Origin of the sequence: Amycolatopsis sp. NPDC059657 (assembly GCF_042734395.1) — a bacterium.
Lineage (GTDB): Bacteria > Actinomycetota > Actinomycetes > Mycobacteriales > Pseudonocardiaceae > Amycolatopsis.
Genome location: NZ_JBHWEB010000166.1, coordinates 1 through 16,765 on the forward strand (window position 1 = coordinate 1; position 16,765 = coordinate 16,765).

Annotated in this window: 15 protein-coding genes; 6 read left to right on the forward strand and 9 right to left on the reverse strand. The window is 69.8% G+C overall.

Annotation, left to right across the window (positions count from 1 at the left end):
* Positions 1 to 6 precede the first annotated feature (6 nt).
* The 4 genes from ACFV15_RS44305 to ACFV15_RS44320 all read right to left on the reverse strand — a co-directional run bounded on the left by ACFV15_RS44305 (position 7) and on the right by ACFV15_RS44320 (position 4,963).
* Positions 7 to 1,152: an LLM class flavin-dependent oxidoreductase gene (locus tag ACFV15_RS44305; protein WP_378359005.1), complete on the reverse strand. Its 1,146-nt coding sequence runs from the start codon at positions 1,150 to 1,152 to the stop codon at positions 7 to 9.
* A 111-nt stretch (positions 1,153 to 1,263) separates the two neighbouring features.
* On the reverse strand, positions 1,264 to 3,333 hold the full coding sequence (locus ACFV15_RS44310) for an acetate--CoA ligase family protein (RefSeq protein WP_378359006.1): 2,070 nt from the start codon (positions 3,331 to 3,333) through the stop codon (positions 1,264 to 1,266).
* Positions 3,333 to 4,493: an acyl-CoA dehydrogenase family protein gene (locus ACFV15_RS44315; RefSeq protein ID WP_378359008.1), complete on the reverse strand. Its 1,161-nt coding sequence runs from the start codon at positions 4,491 to 4,493 to the stop codon at positions 3,333 to 3,335. The genes ACFV15_RS44310 and ACFV15_RS44315 overlap by 1 nt, the downstream gene beginning before the upstream one ends.
* Positions 4,478 to 4,963, reverse strand: coding sequence for a thioesterase family protein (locus ACFV15_RS44320; RefSeq protein WP_378359010.1), 486 nt, complete (start codon positions 4,961 to 4,963; stop codon positions 4,478 to 4,480). Before ACFV15_RS44320 ends, ACFV15_RS44315 begins: the two co-directional genes overlap by 16 nt.
* Before the next feature lie 94 nt (positions 4,964 to 5,057).
* Between ACFV15_RS44320 and ACFV15_RS44325 the strand changes: the two genes are divergently transcribed.
* Both ACFV15_RS44325 and ACFV15_RS44330 read left to right on the forward strand, forming a co-directional pair.
* Positions 5,058 to 5,813, forward strand: coding sequence for an IclR family transcriptional regulator (locus tag ACFV15_RS44325; RefSeq protein ID WP_378359011.1), 756 nt, complete (start codon positions 5,058 to 5,060; stop codon positions 5,811 to 5,813).
* The gene (locus ACFV15_RS44330) at positions 5,810 to 6,556 is read left to right on the forward strand and encodes an esterase/lipase family protein (RefSeq protein WP_378359012.1); all 747 of its coding nucleotides are present in this window, start codon (positions 5,810 to 5,812) and stop codon (positions 6,554 to 6,556) included. The genes ACFV15_RS44325 and ACFV15_RS44330 overlap by 4 nt, the downstream gene beginning before the upstream one ends.
* On the opposite strand, the gene ACFV15_RS44335 is transcribed toward ACFV15_RS44330, so the two are convergent.
* The 4 genes from ACFV15_RS44335 to ACFV15_RS44350 form a co-directional block, all read right to left on the reverse strand.
* Entirely contained in the window at positions 6,546 to 7,373 is an 828-nt protein-coding gene (locus ACFV15_RS44335) for an ABC transporter permease (protein WP_378359014.1), read from the reverse strand. The two genes, ACFV15_RS44330 and ACFV15_RS44335, sit on opposite strands and share 11 nt — an antisense overlap.
* Entirely contained in the window at positions 7,370 to 8,281 is a 912-nt protein-coding gene (locus tag ACFV15_RS44340) for an ABC transporter ATP-binding protein (protein ID WP_378359016.1), read from the reverse strand. Before ACFV15_RS44340 ends, ACFV15_RS44335 begins: the two co-directional genes overlap by 4 nt.
* Positions 8,278 to 9,378, reverse strand: a complete 1,101-nt coding sequence (locus tag ACFV15_RS44345; protein ID WP_378359018.1) for a hypothetical protein — start codon at positions 9,376 to 9,378, stop codon at positions 8,278 to 8,280. The genes ACFV15_RS44340 and ACFV15_RS44345 overlap by 4 nt, the downstream gene beginning before the upstream one ends.
* Before the next feature lie 91 nt (positions 9,379 to 9,469).
* Positions 9,470 to 10,177 carry an MBL fold metallo-hydrolase gene (locus tag ACFV15_RS44350; RefSeq protein ID WP_378359020.1) on the reverse strand — a complete coding sequence of 236 codons (708 nt, stop codon included), beginning with the start codon at positions 10,175 to 10,177 and terminating at the stop codon, positions 9,470 to 9,472.
* A 96-nt stretch (positions 10,178 to 10,273) separates the two neighbouring features.
* Between ACFV15_RS44350 and ACFV15_RS44355 the strand changes: the two genes are divergently transcribed.
* The gene (locus ACFV15_RS44355) at positions 10,274 to 12,292 is read left to right on the forward strand and encodes a hypothetical protein (RefSeq protein ID WP_378359022.1); all 2,019 of its coding nucleotides are present in this window, start codon (positions 10,274 to 10,276) and stop codon (positions 12,290 to 12,292) included.
* 124 nt (positions 12,293 to 12,416) lie between these two features.
* On the opposite strand, the gene ACFV15_RS44360 is transcribed toward ACFV15_RS44355, so the two are convergent.
* Positions 12,417 to 13,133: a hypothetical protein gene (locus tag ACFV15_RS44360; protein WP_378359024.1), complete on the reverse strand. Its 717-nt coding sequence runs from the start codon at positions 13,131 to 13,133 to the stop codon at positions 12,417 to 12,419.
* Positions 13,134 to 13,249: 116 nt separating this feature from the next.
* Here ACFV15_RS44360 and ACFV15_RS44365 point away from each other — a divergent pair, with 116 nt between their 5' ends.
* The 3 genes from ACFV15_RS44365 to ACFV15_RS44375 are packed head-to-tail and all read left to right on the forward strand — an operon-like array spanning position 13,250 to position 16,735.
* On the forward strand, positions 13,250 to 14,119 hold the full coding sequence (locus tag ACFV15_RS44365; protein WP_378359025.1) for an arpA protein: 870 nt from the start codon (positions 13,250 to 13,252) through the stop codon (positions 14,117 to 14,119).
* A 12-nt stretch (positions 14,120 to 14,131) separates the two neighbouring features.
* Entirely contained in the window at positions 14,132 to 14,935 is an 804-nt protein-coding gene (locus ACFV15_RS44370; RefSeq protein WP_378359027.1) for a class I SAM-dependent methyltransferase, read from the forward strand.
* 3 nt (positions 14,936 to 14,938) lie between these two features.
* Positions 14,939 to 16,735 (forward strand): choline/carnitine O-acyltransferase, encoded by a 1,797-nt coding sequence (locus tag ACFV15_RS44375; protein WP_378359029.1) that lies wholly within the window; start codon positions 14,939 to 14,941, stop codon positions 16,733 to 16,735.
* Positions 16,736 to 16,765 lie beyond the last annotated feature (30 nt).

Sequence of the window (16,765 nt, forward strand, 5' to 3'; positions counted from 1 at the left end):
GCCGTTCTAACCGCCCGCAACGCTCACGACCCCCGCCGTGCGCAGGGCGGGTACGCCGTCCAGCAGGCCTCGGCGGGCGAGTTCCGGCCGGACGCCTTCGCCGAACCAGTACGCCTCCTCCAGATGCGGGTAGCCGGACAGCACGAACTCGTCCACGCCGTGCGAGTGGTACTCCTCGATCAGGTCCGCGACCTCGGCGTGGCTGCCGACCAGAGCCGTGCCCGCGCCGCCGCGGACCAGGCCGATGCCGGCCCACAGGCCGGGGTGGATCTCCAGGCCGCGGACGCCAGCGGACAGATCGCCGCCATGCAGTGCGACCATGCGCTGCTGGCCCACCGATTCGCTCGCCGCCAGCTGCCGCTGCGCCTGCTCGACCTGCTTGGGGTCCAAGGCGTCGAGCAGCTTTTGCGCCTCGGACCAGGCCTCGGTCGAAGTGTCACGCGAGATCGTGTGCAGGCGGACGCCGAAGCGGACCGGCCGGTCCCCCGCCAGCGCACGCACGCGGGCGATCTTCTCGGCGACCTGGGCGGGTGGTTCGCCCCAGGTCAGGTAGACATCCGCGTGGCGGGCGGCGACCGGCAACGCCGCCGCCGACGAGCCGCCGAAGTAGATCTCCGGCAGTGGTTTGGGGACCGCCAGTGTGGTGGCGCCTTCGACGCGCAGGTGGTCGCCGTGGAAGTCGAACGGCTTGCCGGACCAGACGCCGCGGACGATCGAGAGGAACTCGTCGGTGCGGGCGTAGCGGAGGTCATGGTCGTGCCAGTCGCCGAAGCGGCGCTGCTCGATGTCGTCCCCGCCGGTGACGATGTTCAGCAGCAGCCTGCCGCCGGAGATGCGCTGGTAGGTGCCCGCCATCTGGGCGGCCAGTGTCGGCGAGATGATGCCCGGCCGGAACGCGACCAGGAACTTGAGTGTCGAGGTCTCGCCGATGAGCGCGGCCGTGGTCAGCCAGGCGTCCTCGCACCAGGTGCCGGTCGGGGTGAGCACGCCGGTGAACCCGAGGCGTTCGGCGGCCTGCGCGACCTGGGTCAGGTAGCCGATGTCGGGGTCACGCTGGGCGCTCGGGCCCTGCGATTTGCTGGCGTGGAAGCGTTCCACGATCGTCCTGCCGTCACCGGAGGTGGGCAGGAACCAGTGCAGGGTGATGCCCATCAGTTGCTCCTCGCCGCGTCGACGTCGGCCGCGTAGCGCCGGTCGACGAACTTCACGAAATCGACCTTGCCCGGCAGCACCTTCTCGTCGGTGAACATTCGAGCCGTGACCTCAGGGTGTCAACGCGGTCCCGGTATCTGGACGGGCTCGGATCAGCGCGTCGACCGCGAGTACACCGCGCTCGAACACCAGCAGCGGATTGACGTCCAGCTCGACCAGCGTGTCCTTTGTGGACGTCGCGTAGCCCGCGATGGCCTCGATCGCGTCGACGACGGCGTCGAGGTCGGCGGGCGGCTTCGAGCGGAAGCCGGTGAACAGGCGATACACCCTGAGTTTCTTCAAAGCCGCGGAAATGTCCTCGCGACGCGCGGGCAGCAGGAGCGTGACCGAGTCGCCGACGAGTTCCACCAGTGTGCCGCCGCTGCCGATCGTCAACGCCAGGCCGAACCTCGGGTCGGCGCGCACGCCGACGATCAGCTCGGCCAGCACGTCGGTCGCCATCTGCTCGACGAGCAGCCGGGACGACAGCCGCCGCAGGTACTTGGCGCCGATCCGGACCGACTCGGCGTCGCGCAGGTCGAGCTTGACCGCGCCTGCCTCGGTCTTGTGCGCGAGCGTCGCGGAGACCGCCTTGAGCACCACCGGAAAGCCGAGTTCCCGCGCCGCGTCCGGAGCCTCGTCCGCGTCGACGACCAGGCCTTGCGGGATCGGGACACCCGCCGCGGCGAGCGCACGCTTGCTCTCCCACTCGTCGAGCTGGCGGACCGGCCCGGTCGTCTCGATGCCCGCGAACGGTGGTTCCTGCTCGCGTGCCCGGCCGATCTTGCCCGCCGCCCTGATCGCGTCGAGACATTCGGCCAGTCCCTGCATCGGCGCGATGCGTGCTTCGAGCAGTTTCGCGCCGACCTCCTCGGGGATGCCCTCGGGGAGCATGCTCACCACCGACGCGCGGGCGCCGGTGGCCGCGCGGGCGGCGATGAAGGAGTCCACTGTGGAGTGCCAGTCTTCGCCGTGGCAGCGATCGAGCCTCGGGTAGTCCAGCACGAGCAGGTGCTGGTCGAATCCGGCGGACAGCAGGCCGCTGAAACAGTCGTGCTGCTTCTCGGCATCGCCCCAGATGTAGGTCTGGTAGTCGAGCGGGTTCGCGACGCCGACCTTCTCGCCCAAGGCAGCCGAGAGCTTTTCTCGCGCGGAAACGGGAAAGTCGGGCATTTCGAGGCCTCGGGCGGACGCCAGGTCCGCCACCAGCGCGGCCTCCCCGCCCGAGCAGCTGGCCGAAGCGATCGTCCCGCCCGGCAGTGGGCCGTGCACGTGCAGGAACTTCAACGTCTCCGCGAGCCCGACGAGGTCGTCGACACGTGCGATGCCGCAGTGCTCGAACAACGCCGTGCACAGATCGTCCGAAGTGGACAGAGCGCTGGTGTGACTCAGGTTGGTCCTGGCCCCGATCTCGGACGAGCCCGACTTCAAAGCCACGATGGGCACGCCCCGGCGCAACGAGCGCATGGCCGCGAGCGCCAGCGCCTGGACGTCGTCGATGGCTTCGAGGTAGAGCCCGATGGCGGTGACGCGGTCGTCGTCGACCATCGCGTCGATCAGCTCGGGGATACGCGTGCACGCGCTGTTCCCGACGGTCACCACATGCGCGATCGGCAGTGACCGCCGCTGCATGGTCAGGCTGTGCGCGACGTTGCCGCTCTGGCTCAGTATCGCGACACCGCGCTCGACGCGATGCCCGCCATGCTGGTCCGGCCACAGCGCGACGCCGTCGACATAGTTCAGCAGCCCGAAGCAGTTGGGCCCGATCACCGCGAGCTCACCTGCCGCTTCGACCAGTTCCGCCTGCAGCGCACGGCCTTCCGCGCCCGCTTCGGCGAACCCTGACGCGTGGCAGACGACGCCGCCCGCGTCCACTTGGGACAGTATGGCCACGAAGTCCACAGTGGACCTGGCACGGATGGACACGAAGGTCGCGTCGGGCGCCTCGGGAAGCGCCCAGACATCCGGGAAGCACGGGACACCTGCGATTTCGTCACGCTCGGGATGCACCGGCCAGATCTCGCCCGCGAAACCGATCTGCTTCGACTGCCGGATCACCTCGACGGCGGCCGCTCCCCCGGCGACCGCGATATGCCGCGGCGCGAGCAGCCGGTGGAGGTTGCGGCGGGTCAGCCTGCCCATCACGCACCTCTCGGGCGGAGCAGGGCACGGGAGATGATGTGCCGCTGGATCTCGCTGGTGCCGTCCCAGATCCGCTCCAGCCTGGCGTCGCGCCAGTACCGCTCGATCCTGGTCTCGGCCATCAGCCCGAGCCCGCCGAACACCTGCACGGCCTGGTCGGTGATCCTGCCGAGCGCCTCCGACGCGAAGAGCTTCGCCATCGCGACGTCGGAGTCGGTCATCGAGCCCTGGTCGCACTTCCACGCGGCACGCAGCGTCAGCAACTCGGCAGCCTCGAGTTCGGTCGCGAGGTCGGCGAGCGGGAACCCGACGCCCTGGAACCGGCCGATCGGCTGGCCGAACTGCTCGCGCTGGGCCGCCCAGTCGAGCGCGAGTTCCAGCACCCGCCGCCCGCGCCCGACGCAGGTCGCGGCGACGCTGAGCCTGGTCGAGCCGAGCCAGGTGTTCATGAGCTCGAAGCCCTGGCCCTCTTCGCCGAGCCGCTTCCACGCTGGCACGCGGACGTTCTCGAAGAACAGCTCGCAGGTGTGATAGCCGCGGTTGGACACGCACGCCGGGCCGCGCCGCACGGTCACGCCCGGCGAGTCGAGGTCGACCAGGAACCCGGTGATCAGCGCCTTTTCGCCGTGCGAAGTCCGCTCGGAGCCGGTGGCGGCGAACAGGATCACGTAGTCGGCGACGTCGGCGTGCGAGATGAAGTGCTTGCCGCCGTCGATCACGTAGTCTTCGCCGTCGCGGACCGCGCGGGTGGTCATCGAGCGCACGTCCGAGCCCGAGCCCGGCTCGGTCATCGCGAGGCAGTCGATCCGCTCGCCGCGCACGGTCGGCAGCAGGTAGTCGTCGCGCTGCCTTCCTTCGCAGGCCAGCAGGATGTTGCTCGGCCGCGCGACCAGCGAGTGCAACGCGTACGAGGCGCGCCCGAGCTCGCGCTCGGCCAGCGCGACCCCGACGGCGTCGAGCCCGCCGCCGCCGATCTCGGCGGGCATGTTCGGCGCGTACAGCCCGGCCGCGAGCGCTTTCTCCGTGATCTGCTTCTGAAGATCGGCCGGGACTTCGTCCAGCCGTTCGACCTCGTCCTCATGGGGATACAGCTCTTTTTCCACGAAATCCCGGACGGTGCCGACGATCAGGCGCTGTTCATCGGTCAGGTCGAACCGCATGCGCTTCCCTTACTCATCGTGATGGCGCGACCGGCCCCCTCGGGGACGCCGAGCGGTGCGTGCGCGGCGTGGATCGCGGCCAGTTTCCCTTGCAGTTCTCCGGACATCGGGGTCGCGCGGGCGGCGGCCGTGTCCACGTGGAGCAGCAGCTGCTCGACCGTGGCGATCACGTCACCACGCCGGGACACGGTGTGGAAGACGTGGATGCGCTTGGCGTCGTAGCCGAGCAGCTCCAGCGTCAGGCGAAGTTCGTCCCCCTCGACGGCTTCACCCAGATGCCGCAGATGCGTCTCGGCCGTGTAGACCGAGCGCCCCGACGCCCGGTACGCCGGGCCGATGCCGAGGTAGGCGTAGAACGCGTCCGCGCTCTCGCCCGCCGCCACCAGGTAGCAGGCCTCGGTCATATGACCGTTGTAGTCGACCCAGTCCTGCGGGACACGGGTCTCGTACAACGACAGCGGCGCAACCATCACACCAGCCCCCGCGTCTCATAATGTGCAACACTGCACGTAATATTGAAACGGTAACCTTGGCCGGATCGACGCGTCAAGAGAGGATTCCTCCATGGACGCCGACGCTCGCGTGCAGTCCCTCGACCGGGCTATTGCCCTGCTCAACGCGGTGGCGGACACTCCGCCGGGCGGCGAGTCCGCCGCGGCGCTCGGCGCCAGATGCGGGCTCAACCGGGCGACCGCCTGGCGCCTGCTCGCCACCCTCGAACACCACGGCGTGCTCGAACGCGATCCGGAGACCGGCAACTTCGCGATCGGGTTCACCGTCGAACGCTGGGCCGCCGAAGCCGGTGTCGAAGGACTGGTCCGCCGCGCGCACCCGATCATCGAGCGCATCGCGGCCACCACCGGCGAGACCGCGAATTTGGCGCTGCCCAGGCGTTTCGGACTGACCTATGTGGACGAAGCGGTCCCGCGTTCGGTGCTCAGCGCGCGCTGGCTCGGCTGGCAGGCGCCGCTGCACGCGACGTCGACCGGCAAGGCGTATCTCGCCTGGCTGCCGGAAGACGAAGCGAGCACGCTGCTCTCGGGCGACCTGAAGCGCTACACCGCCAAGACGATCGTCGACCGGCGCGAGCTGCGCGCCGTGCTCGCCCGCGTCCGCGAGCGCGGGTACTCGGTCAGCGTCGGCGAGATGGAGGACGACCTGTTCGGCGCCTCCGCCCCGGTGCTCGGGACGCGCGGCCGTCCGCTCGGGGTGGTGAGCGTCTGGGGCGCGCTGAGCCGCGTCGGCGAGGCGGAACTGCCCGAATTCGGAGAGCTCGTCTCGGAGGCCGCGGGCCAGATCGCTGCCATCATGAACGGGTGAGCCCACGCAGGCGGTTGTTCTTCGGCATCCTCACCGTGGTGCTCGCGCTGCTCGTCGCGTGGGTGACCGTCAGCGCGCTGCGGCCCGGCGCGCCGCGGACCGGCAGGCCGCCGCAGGACCGGCTCGGCCCGGTGCTGCTCGTGCCGGGGTACGGCGGCGGCCGGGACGCGCTGGAGGCGCTCGCCGACCGGATCCGTGACGAGACCGGCCGCGACACCCGCGTGCTCACCCTGGACGGTGACGGCACCGGCGACCTGCTCGCCCAGGTCAAGGTGCTCAGCGACGCGGCGGCCGACGCGCCGTCGGTCGACGTCATCGGCTACTCGGCGGGCGGGGTCGTGGCCAGGCTGTGGACCGCGCGCGACGGCGCGCATCAGGCGCGGCGGATCATCACGCTCGGCGCGCCGCTGCACGGCACGCGGGTCGCCGCGATCGGCGGCGCGATCGTGCCGGGCGGCTGCCCGCTGGCGTGCCAGCAGCTCGCGCCCGGCAGCCCGGTGCTGGCCAGGATGGACGCCGAGCGGCTGCCGGCAGGGCTCCCCTGGCTTTCGGTGTGGAGCCGTGACGACCGGACCGTCACCCCGCCCGAGTCCGCGGAGCTGGACGGCGCGCTGAACCTCGCCGTGCAGGACGTCTGCCCCGGCGTCGTCGTCCAGCACGCCGAGCTGCCGACCCATCCGGCGGTGGTCAGGATGGTGCTGGACGCGCTCGGCACCGAGCCGCTGAGCGTGCCTAGCTGCTGATGTCCTTGGTGGCGAAATTCGCCCACGCCGCACCGAAAAAGACCACCAGGTAGCCCGCTTGCAGCCACAGCCCGCTGGTGATGTCACGCCAGAACAGCGGGTCGCGGAAGAAGTCGATCCACGCCAGCCAGTAGTGCGTCGGCAGATAGGGCTTGACGACCGCGGCGGCGTCGAGCGTCTCCAGCACCGAACTCGTGATCAGCACCGCGAGCGCGCCGAGCGCCGCGCCGAGCCCCGAGTCGGTGACCGTCGAGAGGAACAACGCGATGGCACCGAAGCCGAGCATCGAGGCGACGACATAACCGACGGCGCCGAGCAGCCTCGTCGCGAGATCACCCGTCGACAGCGCGGATCCGGACAGCGAGGTCACCGCGCCCGGCTGGCCGACCGCCTCCGCGCCGCTGCCGAACAACGCGGTACCCAGCAGGTACGAGGTGATCACCACGAGGATCACCGAGACCAGCGTGAACACCGCGACCGCGCACATTTTGGCCGCCAGCAAGCGAGTTCTGCCCACCGGTCGCGCGAGCAGATAGCGTAAGGTCCCGCCTGCCGCCTCGCCCGCGACGGCGTCACCCGCGAGCACCGCGACCGAGATCGGCAGGAAAACGGGCAGTACCAGGGCAAGCGCCGCGGCCGGATACAGCGCGCCGTTGCTCATCACCGCGGACAGGAACGCTCCGCCTTGCCCCGGCGGCGGCGCGAAGTCCGCGGTGGCGAGGAAGACCGCGACCAGTGCGGGCAACGCGCACAGCAGGACGACACTGACCCACACGCGAGGGCGCAGCGCGAGCTTGCGCAGTTCGACGGCGATCACGGCTTGCTCCCGTCGAACCGGTCGGCGCCGGAGCTGGTCGCGTCGAGCACGACCTGTTCCAGCGAACGGAATTCCGGCTCGATCGCGGCGACCCGCACACCGGATTCGACCAGCCAGGTGTTGAGCCGCGCCGGGTCGGCGTGCCGGATGAGCAGCCGGTCACCGTCGCGCCGCTCCAGCTGGCCGTCGAGCAGCAGGACGGCGGCGGACGCGTCCGGGGTCTGCACGGTGACCCGGCCGGTCGGCGACCGCATCGCGCCGAGTTCGTCCTGCAGCACCAGCTTCCCCCGGTCGACCACGCCGACGTGCGTGCACAGCTGCTCGACCTCGAACAGCAGATGACTCGACAGGAACACGGTCGTGCCCTCGCGGTTGAGCCCGATCAGCAGCTCCCGGATCTCTTTGATGCCTTGGGGATCGAGCCCGTTCGTGGGTTCGTCGAGTATCAGCAGGCGCGGCTTGCGCAGCAATGCGGCGGCCAGCCCGAGCCGCTGGCGCATGCCCAGCGAGTACGCCTTCACCGGGCGGCGGTCGATCCCCGCGAGACCGACCTGTTCGAGCGCCTCCTCGACCCGCGCGCGCCGGGTGCGGCGGCCGCCGCGGCCCGACGCGTCGAGCAGTTCGAGATTGCGTGGCCCGGAAAGGTGGTTGTACGCGGCCGGGCCTTCGACGAGCGCGCCGACCTCGGGCAGCGCGTCGGACAGGTGCCGGGGCACCGAGCGGCCGAGAATCTCGATCTCGCCGCTGGTCGCGTAGACCAGGCCGAGCAGCATCCGGACGAGCGTGGTCTTGCCGGAGCCGTTCGGCCCGAGGAAGCCGTAGCGCTCGCCTTCGGCCACCGAGAGGTTCACCGAGTCGACAGCGGTCAGCCTGCCGAAGCGCTTGGTCAGCGCGTGCGTGACGATCATCGGGGCAGCCCGCTCAGCTCGGTGGCGGCCAGGTGCAGCAGGCCGGGCGTGACCGTGCCTGCCAGCAGGAACCAGCGCCGCGTCTTGGTCGAGCGCACGATGACCAGCGACGCGGGCGAGATCTGCAACGCCTGCCCGTTGCCGGTGTCCAGCTGGATCGGAACCGACCCTGCCCTGGCCGCCGCGTCCGAGATGGCGGCGCCGAGGTCGCGTGGTACGGCGACGACCACGAAAGCGGCCAGCCCAGAGCCGTAGACGCCGGCGCCCTGCGACTTCTCGGCGCCGGTGCGCAGTTCACGGCCGGCGATCTTGCCGGGCAGTTGGGTCCGCGCGAGCGCGCCGAGGTCGTACGCGATGTCCGGAGCGTTCGTGACGCTGTAGCCGCTGCCCGGGAGTCTCGCCGGGAAGTCGAGCAGCGGCCGTGTCTGCCGGAGTTCGGCGAACGCGGTGGTGAGCACCGGGCCGGTCTGGCCCCGCGCGGTGACTTCGACGGCCAGCGGAAGCCCGGTGACCTGGTCGGCCCAGACGTCGATCTGGCCGAGTGTGGTGGCCGGGTCGGCCGGGAGCAGGCGCAGGCCCGGCGCGGCGATCCCGGCGACGCGGCGGCTGGGCAACGGCGTCACCGGGTCCTCGGGCACGGCGCCGAGCAGCCGTCGGGCCAGCTCGGGCGGGAGGAGGTCGCCTGCCCTGGGTGTCCGGATCGGGGGCTCGCCGACCAGCTGGGTGAGCAGATTCGTCTCGTAGTCCCAGCTGTAGGAGTTGCCGATGGTGCGGTAGATGTCCTGCTCGCCCGCCGCGGTGAGCACCGAGACGCGCGACTCTTCCGGCGACGCGTACCAAGCACGCAGCCTGGTCTTGCCGTTGAGAAGCGAGGTGAGGTTCCCGGAGTTGGGCAGCTCGGGCAGCGCCATGGAGCCGACGCTCTCGGCATAGCCTTGATAAGGCTGCGAGGCCGAGCGCAGGATCAGCGTGCGCAGGTGGCCCGCGTCCGCCTGTGCGCTCGACGGCGCGACGGCCTTGACGGCGGCGGGCACCGCGATGAGCGTCACGGCGACCGCCGCGACCAGCGCCCAGCGGCGCCGCCTTTCCCTTCGCACGACTGACAAGAGCACAGCCTTTCTAAGGTCTGCACTCTTTCTACGCTGTGAAAGGCCGCCCGGACACCGGCCAGAACGGGGGTGATCCGCGCTAGCCGAACATCCGCCGCCACTCGTCGAGGTTTCGCGGCTGATAGACGAAGTTCGTGTCGCGCACGTGCGAGAGGTTCGCCGACGGCTCGGCCGAGTACTGGTGACCTGGGTAGACGACCGGATCGTCCGGCAGCTTGGCCAGCTCCTGCAGGCTCGCGTAGATCGCTTCGGCGTCGCCACCGGGGAAGTCGGTGCGCCCACAGCCTTCGAGGAACAGCGTGTCGCCCGAGACGAGCTTGCCGTCGACCAGGAAGCACTGGCTGCCCGGCGTGTGACCGGGGGTGTGCAGCAGCCGGATCGGCACGGCGCCGACCTCGACCACGTCGTCGTGATCGTGCCCGCGCAGGTCCGAGCCGGAGACACCGGTGGTGCGGCGGACCCATTCGGCCTCGGCGTTGTTGACGTGCACCGGGACCGGCTGCAGCGCGAGCAGTTCGGCGAGCCCCGGCAGCGTGAAGCCCATCATCGTGCCGCCGACGTGGTCGGGGTGGTGGTGGGTGGCGAGCACCCCGGTGAGCCGCATGTCATCCTCGGCGAGCACGTCGAGGAGGTCACCGACGGCGTAGGCCGGGTCGACGATCACCGCTTCCCTGGTCTCGGTGTCGCCGATGAGGTAGGCGAAGTTGACCATCTGCGTGGCCACCGGGTCACCTACCGCGAAGTCGCGGCCTGCGAGAAGCTGTCGGAAGTAGAGGCGATCGCTCATGGCCCACAGCCTAGGACCCCGCGTGGGGGACTAGGCCGAGTGGACGAACGCGGGTGCCGCTACGGTGTCCACTAAAGAGTGAACGAGAGTGAGCTGATGTCTTCGGCCCTGTTCATCGAGCCGTGCGGCGCGAACAGCATCATCAGGGTACCCGGTGATCGGGACGCCCGGGAGCATGCCCTGTTCACGGCCGTGCCGTCGGTGCCGGGTGAAGCCGTCGTGACCGCCACCGTCGGCGCGTTGATGAACCGGGACCTGCCTCAGGTCGTGGCCCAGGCCGCGAAGCGGGACCTCTCGGTGAAGCGCGTATGGCTCGCTCTGTCCGGGCTCGGAAGGCCTATCAAGACCGGCAGCCCGTTTCCACAGCGCATCGCGGAAAGCCTCGGCATCGAGGTACTCGCCCCGGATGGCGCGCTGTCGCTGGCGCCGGGTGGGCTGTTGTTCGTCGATGGCGGGGTGTGGCGGTGTTTCCGCCCGTCCGACACCAGCCGTCCTTGGGGCACGCGGTTCCCGCAGCCCGAGTGGGAGGCGCTGCTGCCGCAGGAGCCGGTCACGGTCGCGGGCCTGACGGTCGAGCCGATCCCGGCCGGGCTGCTCGTCCGGCCGGAGGGCGCTTCGGCGACGTCACCCGTCGACCCCGCGTACGCCGTCGCCGTCGATCCGGCACGCCCGCGGCTCGTGCTCGGCAGGCCGGGCGAGGCGGGCTACTCCCCCGCGCAGGCCGCCGCGCTGCTCACGCGGCTGCGCACGCCGTTCGAACTCGTGCCGCACACCCCGCGCGTCGCGACCACCGACTGGCTGGCCGAGCTGGCCGCCAGGCTCGGCCAGGAAGTCCGTGCCGCCACCGGCATGCCGCTCTACGCGCTCGACGGCTCCGTCCAGTTCGTCGCGCACAACATCGAAGGCGGCCACCTGCTCCGGCACGCCTCGACGATCCGCGTCCACCAGCCGGACGGCCGCATCCGCGTGCGCGCGTACACAGCGCCACCCGCGGGCTGGGTGGTCGCCAAGGACCGCGTCTTCCGGCTGCCGAGGGCCGCCGAGCTGACGCCCGGTGACCCGGTCGTGGAGGTGGTGCCCGCCGGGCTGGCGATCATCCCGTCGGCCATCGCGACCGGCAGGCACGCCGCGTCACTGCTGGCCGCCGAGCCGCACCGGTTCATCGTGACGGTCGGCCTGCCCGGCGCCGGTCTGCCGGGCTGGACCCCGGAAATCCTGTCGTCGCTGCTGGCAGGCCTGCCGCCGGACGCGTTGGCACGGCTGCGCATCCTCGTGCTGGCCCGGGTCACCGAAGCCGACCGGGAGATGCTGGCCGATGCGGCGGGCAGCCACGCGCGAGCGCTCGAGTTTTCGCAGGTGCCGACCGGTTCCCAGGCCGGAACGGCCGCGCCGGTGGCCGTCGAGCCGGTCACCATGCCGCACGCGCGTCACCGCAGCACGAAGATCGAGCAGACCGAGTTCCAGCGGCTCGCCTCCTTCGAACCCGACCCCGCCGTCCCCGCCGCCGAACGCGCCGACCTCGCGGCGGTCCGCTGCTACCTCGGCGGCGGCCCGCTCGGCGCGGTCGCGATCAACGCCAAGCTCGCCGCGGGCACGCCGGTGCCGACGGCGTATCTGGCCTGCCTGAACTCGGGCCTGCGCCGCCTGCCGGTGCACCGCGGTGTCGTCTACCGCCCGATCCGCTTGTCCGGCAAGGAGAACCTGGCCTTCGGTGAGGGCGAGGTGCTCACCGAGCCCGGTTTCCTCACGACCTCGGCCACCACCGGCATCGCGGTGCCCGGCTCGGACGTCGACCTGCTCATCTGGTCCCGCAACGGCCGCCGCACCGACGACCTGGGCGTCGCCGGGCTGCCCGAGGAGATCGTCTTCAGCGCCAGGACGAGGTTCAAGGTCCTCGCGCTCGACTTCGAGTCCCCGCCCGCGGTGCTCCTGCGCGAGCTGCACCCGGACGAGATCCCGTACTCGCGCGTTCTCGACACGACGGACGTGGCGGTCCTGTCCAAGCTCAGGCGCGCGCTGGACCGCCGAAGAGCCAGCGCCCGCGTCGCCGTCACCGACGAGGATCAGCAGGCCAGGCTCGCCGAGCCACCGCAGACCATGTCCCCGACTTCGTGAGGCCCCCGATGCCCGAAGACGAAACCCCGCCCCCGGCGCCGGTGCCGTGGTCGATCCCGATCCAGCTCGCGGTGCCGCTGCCCGACGTCTTCACTGCGCAGCGGGCAGGCGCAGAGTCGGCCGACTAGAACATCCGGCCGGGGTTCCGCAGGAACGTCTGCCACAGCCGGACCGTGTCGAGGTCGGCCCACTCCTGCTCCTCGATCCCGTCTTCGGTCAGCTCCAGGATCTGCGCGCCAGGCAACGCCGCGACCAGCGGCGAGTGGGTCGAGTAGATGACCTGCGCGGTCTGTGTGGTCACGAGCTCCCGCAAGCGGTTCAGCAGCGCCAGCGTGGAGTGGAACGACAACGGACCTTCGGCTTCGTCGAGCAGGAAGAGGCCGGGGCCGTTGAACCGCCCGGTGATGGCACCCAGATACGACTCGCCGTGGCTGACCTCTTCGGTCCGGCGCTCGCCGTATCCCGAGACGCCCACCTCGGTCATGTAGGACAACATGCCGTGCGCGGTCTCGGCGCGCAGGAAGAAGCCCGCGGCGTTCCGGCCGGTGAAGCCGAGCGCGCCGCGATGCAGCCGCAGTGATTCGCCCAGCGGGCTCTTGTCCAGCGCGCTGGAGTACTTCCTGCCACCGTGGCCGCCGCGCACGTCCAGGCCGTATGCCTCGGCGATGCCTTCCAGGAGTGTCGACTTGCCACTGCCGTTGCCGCCGACGAGCACGACGAGGTCGCTGGTGAAGGTCAGGCCCTTCTCGGCCACGTGGCGGATCGCGGGCACCGAGAGCGGCCAGACCGATTCGTCGCGGTCGGCGAGCGGCGGGGTCACCTCAAGGCGTTCGACGATCATGGTCTCGAACCTAGGCGGCGAGTTGTGAAGCCCACGTCGACCGACACCCGTTCAGCGGCAGAGTGGACCCCTACCGTTCAGTAACCTTCCCAGGAAACGAGGACAAGGGGGTACCCATGAGCACGTCCGAGGCTCTGGTTGCTGAACAGGTGATCGACACCGACCGCTATCCCCTGTCCGAGCCTGGCAGCGCCGCGTGGCGCGAGGCCGTCTCGGCGACCCACCGTGAACTGCGGGAATCCGGCTGCAGTGTGCTTTCCGACTTCGTGCGCCCGGCGCTGATCGACGCGTTGCGCACCGAATGCGCGCAGGTGGCGCCACTCGCCCATTTCGATGTCGAGACCGTCAACGCGTACAACATCGCCGTCGACACGCCGCTGCCCGAGGGCCATCCGGGGCGAACCACCATGGAACGCGGCAATGCCTTCGTCGCGCGTGATCGCATTCCCGCGCACTACCTGATCCAGCAGCTCTACACGAGCGAACTGTTCCAGCGGTTCGTCGCCGACTGCTTCGAGCTGCCGCAGGTGCACCCACTCGCCGATCCACTGTCCGGGCTGGTGCTGAACGTGGTGTCACCAGGGCTTTCCCACCCGTGGCATTTCGACACGAACGAGTTCACCGTCAGCATGCTCACCCAGGAGTCCGAGACCGGTGGTGTCTTCGAATACTGCCCGAACATCAGGTCAGCGACCGCGGAGAATTTCGATGGCGTCCGCGCCGTGCTGGCGGGCCGTGGTGAGCACCTGATCAGGCGGCTTTCCTTGCGACCCGGTGATCTTCAGTTGTTCAAAGGCCGCTATTCATTGCACCGGGTGAGTACGGTGGACGGCGAGACAGCACGCCATTCGGCGATCTTCGCCTACAGCGAGCGTCCGGGGGTCATCGGCAGCGTCGAACGGACCCGGCAGCTTTTCGGCCGGGTACTGCCTGATCACCTGGCCGCGGCGGGGAACGCCGTCCGGGGTGACCAGCTGCTGGATTGAGGGAGACCACCCGTGCGCGCCGAGAACGCCGCCAAGACCTCGTTCGACCATATTTACACCGAGCCGGATCCGCGCGCCTTCTTCACCGCGCTGCGCGAACTCGACTACTGCATCCCGCAGCTGGCGAAACCGCATTTCACGAAATTCATCGAGGATTACCGGGAAGCACAGCGGGTCGACGCGCCGACCGTGCTCGACATCGGCTGTTCCTATGGCGTCAACGCGGCGTTGCTCCGCTGCGACGCGTCGATGGACGAGTTGTACGAGTTCTACGGCGAGAGCCCGCTGAGCCGCGAGGAGCTGCTGGCGCGCGACCGTGATCTCGTGCGCCGGCGGTTCGGCTTGGCGAAGACCAGGTTCATCGGGTTCGACCGCTCGCGGCCCGCTTTGTCCTACGCGCTCGAAGCCGGGTTCATCGACGACGCGCTCGAAGCCGACCTGGAGCACAACGAACCCACTGAGCGGCAACGCGAGCAGCTCGCGAGCGCGGACATCGTCATTTCGACCGGCTGCATCGGCTACGTCACCGAAGCCACCATTTCCCGTGTCGCCGCCGCGCACGGCGAGCGGAGGCCGTGGATGGCGCATTTCGTGCTGCGGATGTTCTCGTACGAGCCGATCGCGCGCAGCCTCGCCGAACTCGGCTACGAAACCGTACCCGTCGAAGGCGTGTTCAAACAGCGGCGTTTCAGCTCGGTGGAAGAACAGTCCCAGGTGATCGGCACACTCGCGGCGGCCGGAGTGGATCCACGCGGACTCGAAGACGACGGCTGGCTCTACGCTCAGCTCCACCTTTCCCGTCCACGCACCACATAGAGGATGCCCGTGAACAACAGCCAGGAATGGTCCGGCCGCACTTTCGGCAACGAAGAACTCCTCCCGCGCGTACCGCTGCCGACGCTGGAAGCGAGCTGCGCCCGGTTCCTCGAGTGGTGCACTCCGCTGCTGGACACCGAGGAGCTGGCGACGACCGAAGCCGCGGTCAAGGCCTACCTGGCGCCGGAAAGCCCCGCGCACGAGCTGCACGCCGCGCTCGCGGCGTACAACGAGAGCGACGGCGTGCACAGCTGGCTCGACACGTTCTGGCCGTCGCGGTATCTCGGCCGCCGCGACCGGATCGCGCTCAACGCGAACTTCTTCTTCCTGTTCAAGGAATCCGACGAGGGCCAGCTCCAGCGCGCCGCCGGGCTCGTGGCCTCGGCGGTCAACTACAAGCTGATGCTCGACGAGGAGCTCCTGCCGCCGATCGTGCAACGCGGCCAGGCGCATTCGATGGTGCAGCACAAGTTCCTGTTCTCCGCCACCCGCATCCCCGGCGAGGTCCAGGACACCGCGCGCACGCCCTACACCGACGAGTGGCCCGGCCCGTCGGCCGAGCGGCACATCGTGGTCTTCTTCCGCGGCGCCACGATCCGGATGGACGTCATCGGGCCTGACGGCGTTCCGCACTCGATCGAAGACATCGTCGCCGGTCTCGACGCGATCATGAAGACGACATCCGCACCGGAAACCTCGGCGGGGCATTTCACCACGAAGGCACGTGCCGAGTGGGCCTCGACCAGGCAGGAGCTCATCGCCAACGGCAACGCCGAAGCACTCGACACGATCGAGACCGCGTTGTTCTGCCTGTGCCTGGAGGACTTCGCGCCCAAGAACACGCAAGAGGCGTGCGACCAGCTTTTCCACGGCGACAGCGGCAACCGCTGGTTCGACAAGGCCGTGTCCCTGATCGTCTTCGCGGATGGCACGGCCGGGATCAACGTCGAGCACTGCCGGCTCGACGGCACCACGATCCTCGGCTTCACCGACACCCTGCTCGGCTCGCCCGCCGCGGACCAGTCTGCCCGCTCCGGCGCGCGTTCCCAAGGCACGCCCGCCTTCGCGCCGATCGACTTCACGCTGACGCCGGAACTCCGCGCCGACGCCTCAGCGGCGCAGGCGGCGTTCGCGAAGTACGCGGCCGACAACGCGACGTCGATCGTGTCATTCCAGGATTTCGGGGCCACCACGGCGAAACAGCTCGGCATGTCACCGGACGGTTTCGTGCAGATGGCATACCAGCTCGCGCACATGCGCACAAAGGGTCTGCTGGGCGCGACCTACGAGTCGATCGCCACCCGCCAGTACCAGAACGGCCGCACGGAGGCGATGCGCTGCGTCACCCCCGAAGCCGTCCAGTTCGTGGCCACGATGGAAGACCCGGCAGCGGACGCCACCGCCCGCCGCGCCGCTTTCCGCGCGGCAGCGGCGAAACACGTCGCGCGCGCGAAGGAATGCCAGCTGGGTGACGCGCCCGAGCAGCACCTGTGGGAGCTCCAGCTCATCCAGAAACGCCGCGGCGAGGTCACGGAACCGTTGGCGCTGTACGACTCCCCCGGCTGGACCGTCATGCGCGACGACTACCTGAGCACCAGCTCGGCGCCGTCGTACAACATCCAGTACTTCGGGTTCGGGTCGACGAGCAGCAAGTGCATCGGCGTCGCGTACGTGCTGCTGCAGGACCGGCTGAACATCTACCTGAGCACGCCGCTTCCGGTGGCGGACAAGATGTCTTTGTTCGCCGAGAACCTGGGCAACGCGTTGCGCGAACTGCGGGATCTGCTCGCCTCGGAGTAGGGCTCGTGGGCGTTGCGGGCGGTTCTAACC